This is a genomic window from Burkholderia stabilis (assembly GCF_001742165.1).
GTDB classification, from domain to species: domain Bacteria; phylum Pseudomonadota; class Gammaproteobacteria; order Burkholderiales; family Burkholderiaceae; genus Burkholderia; species Burkholderia stabilis.
Map to the genome: position 1 here is coordinate 548,452 of NZ_CP016444.1, position 12,586 is coordinate 561,037.

Here is a 12,586-nt window from a genome sequence, read left to right on the forward strand (position 1 = left end):
GGATTCGGGATGAATCGCCCGGCAATGCCATGCGGTTCGATGCATCGCACGCAGATCGTGCGTTGCAAATGTACCGGCCCATCGGCGGGTGGATCGAGCGGCCGGACAACATCCAGCCTCAGCTGGAAGGCGATGTTCGTGCGGACGTGGTCGTCGTGGGCGCCGGCTTCGCTGGCCTGTCCACTGCGCTGGAACTGACCGCGCGCGGCGCCAGCGTCGTCGTGATCGAGCGTGAGTTCGCGGGCTTCGGCGCGAGCGGGCGCAATGCCGGCTATCTCGCGGGCGGGCAGGGGCTTGAATACGAGCTGTTCGTGAAACGCGTGGGGCACGAGCAGGCGAAACGAATCGTCGGATTCTATGACGAGGGCGTGGTCTACGTCGAACGCAAGCTCGTCGAATACGGGATCGACTGTGACTACCGCGCGTCGGGCATTGTCCGCGCCGGCGTGCATCCGTCGCAGGAGAAGCGCTTGCGCGAGAACATGGAGACCGGCATCGCGCTTGGTTCGCCCGCTCAGTATCTCGATGGTGCGGCGATGCGCGCACGCGGGATTCCACCTGCGTTCCTGTTCGGCTGCTACATCCCCGGCGGCGGCACGCTCGACCCCGGCAAGTACGTGACGGGCTTGCGGCGCGCGGCGCTCGCGGCGGGTGTGAGGCTTTACGAGAACACCGCGCTGCTCGACTTCGACGCGGGCGAGACCGTGCGAGTCCGGACGGCGCGCGGCAGCGCAAGCGCACCTGTCATGGTGCTCGCCACCAATGCGTATACGCCGCAACTCGGCTTGCTTGGCAACAAGGTGATGCCGCTGCGCGTGTCCGCTCTCGAAACCGAGCCGTTGTCCGATGCGCAACTGGCGGCACTGGGCTGGCCAAATCGCGAAGGAATCGTGACACCGCACTTGACGATGGAGAGCCACCGGCTCACTGCGCGGAATACGCTGTTGGTGACAACCAAGCGGCTGGATTACGTTTATGGATCGCGTACGCCGAACGTAGCGGACGAAGCGGCCTATCGCGCACTGCTCGCGACGTTGCACGCGCGTTTTCCGCAACTGGGCAACCAGCCGGTGCGTGCGTGCTGGAGCGGCTATATCTCGATTGCCAGCGATGCACTGCCGGTGGTCGGCGCGACCGGCACGCACGGCAACGTGTTCTACACGGCTGGATGCTCGGGGCACGGCGTCGGCACGCAGTCGCTGATCGGGCAGGTGCTGGCCGACCGGATCAGCGGCGCGGAGTCGCCACTGCTCACGACGCTCACGCACCGCACGCCCACGCTACCGCCGGAGCCGCTGCGCTGGTGCTCGATCAAGGCAGTGCTGGGCGTCGCGAACTTGCTCGACGAGCGCGTGAATCGCCACGCGGATCGCGGATAGCGTCGTGCGACATCGTCACGACGGACCGAACACGATGACCGAACCCAAAGCACACCACGGTGGCAGAAGGCGGCGCCCGACGCGTGCCGCTTCGTCAGGCAGCGATCTCGACGGCTTGCGGGCCCAGGGCCTGCGTACGCGTAACACGATCGTTCGCGTCGCACGGGAACTCCTGCTGAAAGGTGGCCCGCTGACCTTCTCGCAACGCGCAGTCGCCGCCGGTGCCGGAATCAGCGTGAGCAATTTGCAGTACTACTTCCCGACCCGTCTGGCCGTGCTGCGGGCCGTGATCGAACCGGTCATCGATGCGTACCTGGTCGAGCTGAAACGCGTGCTCGATAGCGATGCATCGCCGGACGACGTACTCGAACGCGTGCTGGCACGCTCGCTGAGCGATGCGAAGGATGCGCAATACGGCGCGCTGTTCAGGCATTTCCTGTCGTTCGCCGCCATCGATCCAGAGTGCCTCAAGCTGTTCGACGGATGGTACGACACACTGACGCGCGAGATCGCGGCGCTGTTGCGCACCGTCAATCCGGCGTTCGACGCGGCCGACGGCCTGCACGTTGCCACGCTGTTGATTGCGACCGCCGACGGCCTGACGATGCAATCCGGGTCAGCGCGATTTACGCAGCGGCTGGATGCGATGTTCATGGAGACGGCCCATTGCCTCATCTACGGAAAGCGACCTTGAGGCAACCTCCTGCGGTGACGGTGAGTTGCGAGTAGGCGCCCCGGTCACGGCGCGGTTGCGCGATATCGTGCCGGGTGCGCCGGGCCGGGACCGTGCGATAGCGGCAGAGACGTGTTGAGCTGACGGCAGCTGCCCGTTACGCGTCACCGGCCGTTTGCACACGTCATCCGCATGTGAAGAGCGGTCTCGACGCATTCACCGCCATCAATCCGGATCGCTGGCGATCCAGTACAGCACCTCCAGCGCAGCCGCGACGTGCAGACGCTGCTGTGCGAGCGGGCGGGGCAGCAGCGACTCGGCGCGCTCGAGCCGGCGCAGCAGCGTGTTGCGGTGAACATGGGTTTTCTCGGCTGCGTCGGTCACGCTGCAGCCTTCCGCGAGAAACGCGCGCAGCGCAGCGCGCAGCGATTTGTCGGCGGTGGCCAGGTTGCCCAGCGTATTGGTGACGAACTGTTGTACGGATTCCATATGGTTCGTCATCAGTGCGATCAGGCTCATGCTGTCGGCGTGTACCACGCCGACGCCGGCATGGAGCCTGCCGAGCAACCGCTGTGTCGCCAGGGCATCCAGGTGGCCGTGCCGGAATCCTTCCATGCCGCTCCCGGCGGTTGCGACGGCCATGTGCACGCCGGGCAGCAGCTTGATCGCACGCTGCAGCGAAAGCATGTCGAGCGGTTTGCCGTCGTGATACGTCCAGACCCACAACGTCGCCGTGTTCGCGACGACGACCAGCGCATTGCGCGTGCCCGCGCACTGGGCCAGCGCATCGGCTGCCCGTTCCAGCAACCCCAGCTCGATATCCGCTTCCTCGCTCCAGACGATCGCGGCGTGATGGCGCTGCTCCAGCGTATAGCCCAGGCGCCGGCTGGCCTCTTGCGCGCTGATGGTTGCGCCTTCGACGATCTGCGTGACGAGTTCGCGCCGGTCGGCGTGAGTGCCGCGCAGTCGGGCTTCGCGTTCGGCGCGCATGAACTCCGCCATGCCCACCATGTTGGTGTCGATGAAAGTCGCGATCGAACGTGACGACACGGCGAGGAATTCGCGCAGTTCTTCCGGGTCCTGGGTCAACGCAAACGCGAGCTCCATCCAGCGTTGCCACACGACGCTCTGCGACGAACGGGCCGCGACGAACACGAGGTCGGTCAGGCCGCGCCGCACCAGTTCCTGCGCACTGCTCAGCATGTCGGCGGACAGAAAGCGGGAGACCGGCGCGCAAGGGTTCTCGAGGTTGGAGGTTGCCCAGTGAATCAGCCCGTTGCGGTTGATCCGGCGTACGGCCGCCGCGAGCACGGGGTCGCTCATCGTCGTGCTGGCCGCCACGTTCTCCTTGTCCAGTTCCTGCAGCCATTCCGTCTGCACATTCAGCGCGATCTCGGCACCCTGGCGCATCAATTCCCGGATGCGGGGCGACGGCATCGGCCATGGCGGCGGGGTAACGGGGGGGAGGTTCTGGGACATGGCAGGCAAGACGCAAACGAAGAGGTGCAAGTTGCACCAATTGTAGTCGCGTACTGTGCGTTCGACACCTTGTTTGAGCTAATTCGGTTGATAACAATAACGTCACATAGCGCATTTCGACGCGATCTGGAGACAAGCCGTGACCGTACACCCTCTTCCGTCCACCGAGCATGTGGATGTGCTCATCGTAGGCGCCGGCCTTTCCGGTATCGGCGTTGCGCGTCAACTCGAGACGGACCGCCCCGGCACGACGTACCTCATTCTGGAAGCGCGTGCCGCGACCGGCGGCACATGGGACCTGTTCCGTTATCCGGGCATCCGCTCCGACTCGGACATGCATACCTATGGCTACGGTTTCAAGCCGTGGGCCGACAAGAAGGCGATCGCCGGAGCGGATGCGATCCTTTCGTACCTGAGAGAGACGGCAGCCGAATACGGGATCGATCGTCACATCCGCATGAATCACAAGGTGATCCAGGCAAGCTGGTCGAGTGCGCAGGCTCTGTGGAGCGTCGAAGTCGAGCGCCTCGATACCGGCGAACGCAAGACGATCCTGGCCAAGTGGTTCTTCAGCGCCGCGGGCTTCTATCGCCACGACGAAGGCTACACGCCGAAACTCGACGGGATCGAGAACTTCGGCGGCCCGGTGGTTCACCCGCAGCACTGGCCGGAAGATCTCGACTACAGCGGCAAGCGCGTGGTGGTGATCGGCAGTGGCGCGACTGCCGTCACGCTGTTGCCGGCGATGGCCGGCAAGGCCGGGCACGTGACGATGCTGCAGCGCACGCCGACCTACGTGGTGAGCCTGCCGTCGGAAGACATCATTGCCAATACGCTGCGCAAGATCATGCCTCACAAGTGGGCCTACGCGATCGTGCGGCGGAAGAATGTCGCGATTTCCCGCTTCATCTGGCGCTTCTGCCGGTCGCGTCCGCAGGCTGCACGGCGCCTGATCCGCTACATGAACAAGCGCCAGTTGCCGAAGGATTATCCGGTCGACGTCCACTTCAACCCGCCGTACAACCCGTGGGACCAGCGCCTGTGCGCGGTGCCGGACGGTGATCTCTTCAAGTCGATCCGCGATGGCCGCGCGTCGGTCGTGACGGACCGCATCAAGACCTTCACGGAAACGGGCATCGTGCTTGAATCCGGGCAGACATTGCCCGCCGATATCATCGTCACGGCGACCGGGCTCAGCGTCAGGTTCTTCGGCGGGATCAAGCTGACGGTCGACGGCGAACCGGTCGATCTCCACAGCAAGGTGGCTTTCAAAGGCATGATGCTCAGCGGCGTGCCGAATTTCGGGTTCTCGATCGGCTATACGAATTCGTCGTGGACGATGAAGGTCGGGCTGCTGGCCGAACACTTCTGCCGTTTGCTGACGCATATGGAGCGCGGCGGCTACGCGGTCTGCATGCCTGAATTGCCGGACAGCGATATGCCGACGCGCCCGTTGCTCGATTTCGGTGCCGGGTACGTGCAGCGCGCGATCGGCGGCCTGCCGCGTCAGGGCCCCGGCACGCCGTGGATCATGTCGATGGACTATCACGTCGATGTCAAGATCCTGCGGCATGGCCCGATCGAAGATCCGTGCCTGCGCTTCCGGTATGCGCAGGCAGCGGGCGGAACGGATCGCGTCGTGGCCCGTCGGGCCGTCGGAGCCTGATCATGACGATCCACGCCATGGAAGAGATCCAGGACGCGTTCTGCGATCTGTCGAGCGGAGTGCGCCTCTGCTATCGCACCTACGGGCCCGACGACGGCGAGCCGTTGCTGCTGATCGCGGGCATGACGCTGCAGTTGACTTTCTGGCCGCCTGCGCTGATCGGCGCGCTGATTCAATGCGGCTATCGCGTGATCGTGTTCGACAATCGCGATGTCGGGCGCTCGTCCCGCATCCCGCTGCCGGGGCCGAGTGTGCTCCAGCAATTCCTGCGCCGGCCCGTCAAGGACGGCTACGACCTGAATGACATGGCGCAGGACACGATTGGCTTGCTCGACAGCCTGCAGGTGGCGCGCGCGCATGTCGTCGGCATGTCGATGGGCGGCATGATCGGCCAGGTGCTCGCCGCGGGCTATCCGCAACGCGTGCTGTCGCTCACCTCCATCATTTCCACGACCGGCGCGCGCGAGGTCGGACAGCCGGCCATGTCCAGCATGCTGATGCTGACCGCGCCGCCGCCGCGCACGCGCGAAGCGGCGGTGGAGCAGTACAGCCGCATCATGGCCCACATCGGCACGCAGGCGTATCCCGCGGATGACGTCGCACGACGCGCGTACGCGGCCCAGGCGTGGGATCGCGGCCAGCAGGCGCGCGACCATGAGAGCACGACCCGCCAGATCGGCGCGATCATCAATTCAGGAGACCGGACCGACGAACTCCGGCGAATCCAGGCGCCGACGCTGGTCGTGCACGGCGATCGCGACCTGCTGGTCGCGCCAAGCGGCGGCGTCGCGACCGCCGCAGCCATCGCGGGTGCCGACATGGTCACGGTGCGCGGCATGGGGCATGACATTCCCGATGGCGTCGTGCCGCTGCTGACGAGTCTGATCGATGGTCATATCCGGCGCCGTGCGACACGCGCTACCGCGGAACCCGTACGCGCCGGCAGGCACATTGCGTGAGCCGGCTCGCTTGCGGCAGGCGATCCGCGCGTGACGCCGGGACGCAGCGCTCACGCCATCGCCGGCCACCGAACCGGCCCGTCGCCGCGTGAGAACCAGGAACATTTTGCAAGCCGCTTGTCGTCGTGACGCGACGCGATCGCACGATCGACAAGCCGGAGGAGACACCATGCATCAAGGCTACCCAACCGACCTTGCAGCGCGCTTCGAGCGCCAGCGCCGCGCTTTCGCACTGGAGCCGAACCCGGCGCTGGCCACCCGGCTGGCGCGCCTCGAACGGCTTGCTGCGTGGCTCGATACGCACGAGCACGACATCGTATGCGCCATCGACGCCGATTTTCAGGGCCGCTCGGCTCACGAGACGCGGCTGGCGGAGGTGTTCATCGTGCGCGCCGGTATCAGGCACGCGCGCCGGCACCTGAAGCACTGGATGCGGGCGCGCCGCGTGCCGACCGCGCTGCATTTCCGTCCCGGCTACAACCGGCTCGTGCCGCAACCGCTGGGCGTGACGGGCATCATCTCGCCGTGGAACTACCCGCTGCAGCTTTCGCTCGGGCCGGCACTCGCGGCGCTCGCCGCCGGCAATCGCGTATTGATCAAGCCGTCCGAGCTTACGCCGGCGCTCTCCGACCTGCTCGTGTCGATGGCGCGCGAGACCTTTGCGCCGGACGAGCTGGACGTCGTGGTGGGCGACGTCGAACTGGGCAAGGCGTTTGCCGGCCTGCCGTTCGATCACCTGTTCTTCACCGGTTCGACCCAGGTGGGGCGTGTCGTCGCACAGGCGGCCGCGGCCAACCTGACGCCCGTGACGCTCGAGCTCGGCGGCAAATCGCCGGCCATCCTCGATGCGTCGTGCAACGTCGCGATTGCCGCGCAGCGCATCGCGTTCGGCAAGCTGCTCAACGCGGGCCAGACCTGCGTCGCGCCCGATTACCTGCTCGTGCCCACCGGAATGGCCGACCGTGTCGCGTCGCAGCTGTCGCGGGCCGTCGCGCGCCTGTATCCGACGCTCGCCGCCAATCCCGACTACACGGCCATCATCAGCGCACGCCACCGCGCACGCCTCGCCGACATGGTCGACGAAGCACGTCGCGCGGGCGCGCGCATCCTCGAAGTCAACCCGGCCGGCGAATCGTTCGGCACGTCGTCGCGAAAATTCGCGCCCACGATCGTGGTCGGCGCGCCGGCTGATACGCGGCTGATGAACGAAGAGATCTTCGGCCCCGTTCTGCCGATCGTCGAATACGCGAATCTCGACGATGCGCTGGCCTACATTCAGGACCGCGCGCGTCCGCTGGCGCTGTACTGGTTCGGCGAAGACGCGTCGCGCCGCGATCGCGTGTTGCGCGAGACGGTGTCCGGCGGCGTCACGATCAACGACTGCCTGTGGCACCTGGTGCAAGAAAACCAGCCGTTCGGCGGCGTCGGGCAGAGCGGCATGGGCGCCTATCACGGGCAGTGGGGCTTCGACACCTTCAGCAAACTGAAGCCGGTGTTTCACCAGACCCGCTTGAACGGCGCCGTGCTGTTCCATCCGCCGTACGGTCGTGTCTTCGATTTGCTGCTGCGCACGCTGTCGCGTCTCGCGTGACCTCCGAATCCTGTATCGAGAGAAATGCCATGAATCATCAGTTCGACTACATCGTCGTGGGCGGAGGCTCAGGCGGCAGCGTGGTAGCAGGGCGCCTGACCGAAGACCCGAACACCACCGTCTGCCTGCTGGAAGCGGGAGGCAGCGGCAACGACATGGCGATCAACATCCCGGCCGGCACGGTCGCGATGTTGCCGACCCGCCTCAACAACTGGGCGTTCGACACGGTGCCGCAGCGCGGGCTCGGCGGGCGCGTCGGCTATCAGCCGCGCGGCAAGGCGCTGGGCGGTTCGTCCGCGATCAACGCGATGGTCTACATTCGCGGCCACCGCAGCGACTACGACACGTGGGCTGCGCTCGGCAATCCCGGCTGGTCGTATGACGAAGTGCTGCCTTACTTTCGTCTGAGCGAGCACAACGAGCGCATCAACGACGAGTGGCACGGCCAGGACGGCCCGCTGTGGGTCAGCGACCTGCGTTCCGACAACCCGTTCCAGGCGCGCTTCCTGACGGCTGCCCGCCAGGCCGGCCTGCCGCTGACGGACGATTTCAACGGCGCGCAGCAGGAAGGCGTCGGCATCTACCAGGTCACGCAGAAGCAGGGCGAGCGGTGGAGCGCGGCGCGCGGCTATCTGTTCCCGCACCTCGGCAAACGCGCCAATCTCGCCGTCGAGACGCACGCGCAGGTCCGGCGCATCCTGTTCGAGGGCAAGCGTGCGGTGGGTGTGGAAGTGCTGCAGAAAGGCACGCTGAAGACATTTCGCGCCCGGCGCGAGGTGGTGCTGGCAGCGGGCGCGCTGCAGACGCCGCAACTGCTGATGCTGTCCGGTATCGGCCCGAAGGGCGAGCTCGCGCGCGTCGGCATCGAGACGCTGCACAATCTGCCCGGCGTGGGCCGCAACCTGCAGGATCACCCCGACTTCATCTTCAGCTACCGCACGCGCAGCCTCGATACGATGGGCATCTCGCTGGGCGGCAGCGCGCGAATGCTGCGCGAGATCATGCGCTTTCGCCGTGAACGGCGCGGCATGCTGACGTCGAATTTCGCCGAAGGCGGCGCGTTCCTGAAGACGCAACCGGGCCTCGACGCGCCCGACATCCAGCTGCATTTCCTGGTGGCGCTGGTCGACGACCACGCGCGACGCATGCACCTGGGTCACGGGCTGTCCTGCCACGTGTGCCTGCTGCGCCCGCGCAGCCGCGGCTCGGTCACGCTGCTCAACCGCGACCCGGCTGCCGCGCCGCTGATCGACCCCGCGTTCCTCGACGATCCGCGGGATCTGGAGGACATGGTGGCGGGCTTCAAGATCACGCGCAGCCTCATGAATGCGCCCGCGCTCGCGGAGTGGATCACGCGGGACATGTTCACGCGCGACGTGCACAGCGACGACGAGATCCGGGCCGTGCTGCGCAAGCGCACGGATACCGTCTATCACCCGGTCGGCACATGCCGCATGGGGCAGGACGCGATGGCCGTGGTCGATCCGCAGTTGCGTGTACATGGCATCGACGGGCTGCGCATCGTCGATGCATCGGTGATGCCGACACTGATCGGCGGCAACACCAATGCGCCCACCATCATGATCGCGGAGAAGGCGGTCGACATGATGCGCGGCGTGAGCCGCGTGGCGCCCGCGGTGCGCACGGCAGCGGTGGAAACGCGCCGGTTCACGACGTCGGGCATCGCGGCCGGCCGATAGGGTGAAAGTCCGATCACGGTGAAAGTCGGATTGTCATCTGCGTCGGACTTTCACGCGACCAAGCGAATGCGTGCATGCAGCGTCGGGACGACGCGTCCCGTCGATGCCATTTATCACCCGCAGTTTTGACGAAGAGTTGCCGAATCATGTCTGCCATCCGATCGCCATTCTGGCCCGCGCATCTGGCCGCGCATCAGGTGCCGCCCGCGACCAACCTGTTTCGTCACGTGGAGGCCGCGGCGGCGCGTCATCCCGACAAGCCGTTCATTCTTTTCTATGACACGCCGGTCTCGTTCGCGCGCTTCCAGCGTGAAGCCGAGCACGTGGCAGGCTTCCTGCAGCAACGGTGCGGGGTGAAAGCGGGTGACCGCGTGCTGCTGTACATGCAGAACAGCCCGCAATGGATGATCGCGTACTACGGCATCCTGCGTGCGAACGCGGTGGTCGTTCCGGTCAATCCGATGAACATGACCGACGAGCTGGCGCATTACATCGAGGATAGCGGTGCGAGCACGGCGTTCGTCGCGCAGGACCTGTATCCGCGCATCGCGCCGCTCGTGGGCGGCGCGAGTGGCCTCGCGAACGTCGTCGTGGCGACGTATGGCGACTACGTGGCGCAACCTTCGGCCGTCGCGTTGCCCGATTTCGTGGCTGCGCCGCGCCACGTCGACGGGCCGGGCGTGGTCCACTGGCGCGATGCGCTCGCTGCGGAACTGGCGCCGGGCGAACTGACGGCGGGCCCGGACGACATCTGCCTGATGCCCTACACGTCCGGCACGACGGGCAAGCCGAAAGGCTGCGTGCATACGCATCGAAGCGTCATGTGTACGGCGGCGGGCTTCGTCGACTGGTTCGACGATCCTGAAGACGCGATCCACCTGGCGGTGCTGCCGCTGTTCCATGTCACCGGCATGCAGGGCGGGCTGAACGGCCCGCTGTACCGCGGGTCGACCGTCGTCGTGCTGCCGAGATGGGACCGCGATGCCGCGGGCCGCGCGATCGGCCGCAACCGCGTATCGGTATGGCAGTCGATCTCGACGATGATGGTGGATTTCCTGTCGAATCCGAACTTGCAGGAATACGACCTGTCGAGCCTGCGCTCGTTGCGCGGCGGTGGCGCGGCAATGCCGGACGCGATCGCCCGGAAGCTCAAGGACGCGGTCGGGCTCGATTACGTCGAAGGCTACGGGATGTCGGAAACGATTGCCGCGACGCACATCAATCCGCCGGCACGCCCCAAGCCGCAGTGTCTCGGCATTCCGGTGTTCGACGTCGATGCGCGGATCGTCGATCCGATTACGTTCCAGCCGGTGCCGCAAGGGGAGGTGGGCGAGATCGTCATGAATGCGCCGCAACTGATGCAAGGGTACTGGCGCAATCCGGATGCTACGAGGGACGCGTTCGTCGAGATCGACGGCAAGCGCTTCCTGCGCACCGGCGACCTCGGCCGCGTCGATGCGGACGGCTATTTCTTCATGGCCGACCGGCTGAAGCGGATGATCAACGCATCGGGCTACAAGGTGTGGCCGGCCGAAGTCGAGACGATGATGTACCGCCATCCGGCGATCAAGGAAGTGTGCGTGATCGGCACGCGCAGCGCGCATCGAGGCGAGACCGTCAAGGCATTCGTCGTGCTGGACCCGGCATACCCCGACGGGGTGACGCCCGACGACGTGATTGCATGGGTGCGCGATCATATGGCGTCCTACAAGGTTCCGCGAATCGTCGAATTCGTCGATGCGCTGCCGAAATCCGGATCCGGGAAGATCATGTGGCGGGAACTGCAGGAAAGGGAAGAGGCCGCGACAGCCGCGGCTCAAGGCAACGCAGTGGTGTGACTGACCCGCGACGCGTTACGCGTCGACCTGGATGAAGCAGCCATGAGGGAAGTTCCTCATGTGTTGCGTTGATTTTATGTTTGTCATGACGACCTATCATTGTTAATGTGAACTACCAATCGGACGGCCCGGTTTGCGAAGTCGTCCGATCGGGTCGGTCACTGTTATCGAAGGGTTCCCTGCGCGGGAGCCGGACATGGTGTACGGAGAAAGAGAATGAGGAACGATTCATACAAGGTCATGCGCTTCACGGCATGGAGCGCGATCATCGGCGGCCTGCTGGCCTACGCGAACGTCGGGCTGGTATCGATGGTGGCCGGCACGGATATGGGCATGTTGCTGCACGGTGCGACCATGCTGAGCTTGCCGTCCGACATGCGCGACCTGTTTCGCTTGTCGATGCTGGCCGACGTGTTCGGCTTCTATCTCGCGGTGCTCGTGATCGGCGGGTACTTCCTGCACACCTTCAAGGATGAACTCGGCTCGCTGGGTTACATGATCGCGTTCGGGATCGGGGCGTATGCGGTGCTCGGCATCACGGGCGCGGCACTGCAGTTGTCGGTGCTCAATCCGCTGGCGCAAATGTATGCGGGCGGAGACGACGCAACGAGGGCCGCCGCCGCGGCAGCATGGACGACGGTCGCCAACGGCACGCAAAATGGGTTGTGGTGGACCGAAGGCCCGCTGGTGTTCTTCTGGGCGCCGATCGTCGCCAATCAGCTGAAAAAATCCGGTTGGAACGGGTCATTCTTGCTGAAGATCGTTGCATGGTTTTTCGCGGTCATTTTTGTGTCCGGATTCTTTCCGGAATACGAAGCCGTGACGGGTGTGAGCGAGATCGTCGTCGTCCTCCTGTTGCCGTTGTGGATGGTGTGGTTCGGCTTGCAGTTGCTTCGCCGCGCACGAAAAGTTCCGGCACGCGTGCAAGGTGCTGGCGCGATCGCCTGATGCAACGCTCGAACACATCTCAATGGAGGACTGGATATGTCTACCTTGATCGTGAGCTACCCACGCACGGAAGGAGCGACCTTCGACCGCGAGTATTACCTCTCGAAGCATGGTCAACTCGTCGGCACGGCGTGGAGCAAGTTCGGTCTGCAATCTGCCGAATTCCTGTTTCCGTCATCGACCCGGCAACCCTTCGTTTGCGTGGCGATACTGCGTTTCGGCGATCAGGCAGGAATCGATATGGCGCTCTCTTCCGGTGAAACTCGCGAGGTGATGAGCGACGTGAAGAATTTCACCGATATCACGCCGACGATTTTCCGCGCGGACGACTGACAGGTCGTTCGGTTGGCCGA

At 65.2% G+C, this 12,586-nt stretch carries 10 protein-coding genes; 9 read left to right on the plus strand and 1 reads right to left on the minus strand.

What is annotated here, in order from left to right; genetic code table 11:
• Positions 1-29 precede the first annotated feature (29 nt).
• Both BBJ41_RS35015 and BBJ41_RS35020 read left to right on the plus strand, forming a co-directional pair.
• Positions 30-1,379 carry an NAD(P)/FAD-dependent oxidoreductase gene (locus BBJ41_RS35015; RefSeq protein ID WP_069751458.1) on the plus strand — a complete coding sequence of 450 codons (1,350 nt, stop codon included), beginning with the start codon at positions 30-32 and terminating at the stop codon, positions 1,377-1,379.
• 34 nt (positions 1,380-1,413) lie between these two features.
• Positions 1,414-2,073: a TetR/AcrR family transcriptional regulator gene (locus BBJ41_RS35020; RefSeq protein ID WP_069750893.1), complete on the plus strand. Its 660-nt coding sequence runs from the start codon at positions 1,414-1,416 to the stop codon at positions 2,071-2,073.
• Between the two features lie 204 nt (positions 2,074-2,277).
• Here BBJ41_RS35020 and BBJ41_RS35025 read toward each other — a convergent pair whose 3' ends face one another.
• Positions 2,278-3,561, minus strand: a complete 1,284-nt coding sequence (locus BBJ41_RS35025; RefSeq protein WP_236872206.1) for a PucR family transcriptional regulator — start codon at positions 3,559-3,561, stop codon at positions 2,278-2,280.
• Between the two features lie 109 nt (positions 3,562-3,670).
• On the opposite strand from BBJ41_RS35025, the gene BBJ41_RS35030 reads away from it, so the two are divergent.
• The 7 genes from BBJ41_RS35030 (at position 3,671) to BBJ41_RS35060 (ending at position 12,566) form a co-directional block, all read left to right on the plus strand.
• Positions 3,671-5,197, plus strand: coding sequence for a flavin-containing monooxygenase (locus BBJ41_RS35030; RefSeq protein WP_069750895.1), 1,527 nt, complete (start codon positions 3,671-3,673; stop codon positions 5,195-5,197).
• Positions 5,198-5,199: 2 nt separating this feature from the next.
• Positions 5,200-6,156 carry an alpha/beta fold hydrolase gene (locus BBJ41_RS35035; protein ID WP_083282110.1) on the plus strand — a complete coding sequence of 319 codons (957 nt, stop codon included), beginning with the start codon at positions 5,200-5,202 and terminating at the stop codon, positions 6,154-6,156.
• A 169-nt stretch (positions 6,157-6,325) separates the two neighbouring features.
• Positions 6,326-7,747, plus strand: coding sequence for a coniferyl aldehyde dehydrogenase (locus tag BBJ41_RS35040; protein ID WP_069750896.1), 1,422 nt, complete (start codon positions 6,326-6,328; stop codon positions 7,745-7,747).
• A 29-nt stretch (positions 7,748-7,776) separates the two neighbouring features.
• Positions 7,777-9,447 carry a GMC family oxidoreductase gene (locus tag BBJ41_RS35045; protein WP_069750897.1) on the plus strand — a complete coding sequence of 557 codons (1,671 nt, stop codon included), beginning with the start codon at positions 7,777-7,779 and terminating at the stop codon, positions 9,445-9,447.
• A gap of 146 nt (positions 9,448-9,593) precedes the next feature.
• Positions 9,594-11,285 carry a long-chain fatty acid--CoA ligase gene (locus BBJ41_RS35050; RefSeq protein WP_069750898.1) on the plus strand — a complete coding sequence of 564 codons (1,692 nt, stop codon included), beginning with the start codon at positions 9,594-9,596 and terminating at the stop codon, positions 11,283-11,285.
• Between the two features lie 240 nt (positions 11,286-11,525).
• Positions 11,526-12,233 (plus strand): hypothetical protein, encoded by a 708-nt coding sequence (locus BBJ41_RS35055; protein ID WP_236872207.1) that lies wholly within the window; start codon positions 11,526-11,528, stop codon positions 12,231-12,233.
• A gap of 36 nt (positions 12,234-12,269) precedes the next feature.
• Positions 12,270-12,566 (plus strand): EthD family reductase, encoded by a 297-nt coding sequence (locus BBJ41_RS35060; RefSeq protein ID WP_069750900.1) that lies wholly within the window; start codon positions 12,270-12,272, stop codon positions 12,564-12,566.
• Positions 12,567-12,586 lie beyond the last annotated feature (20 nt).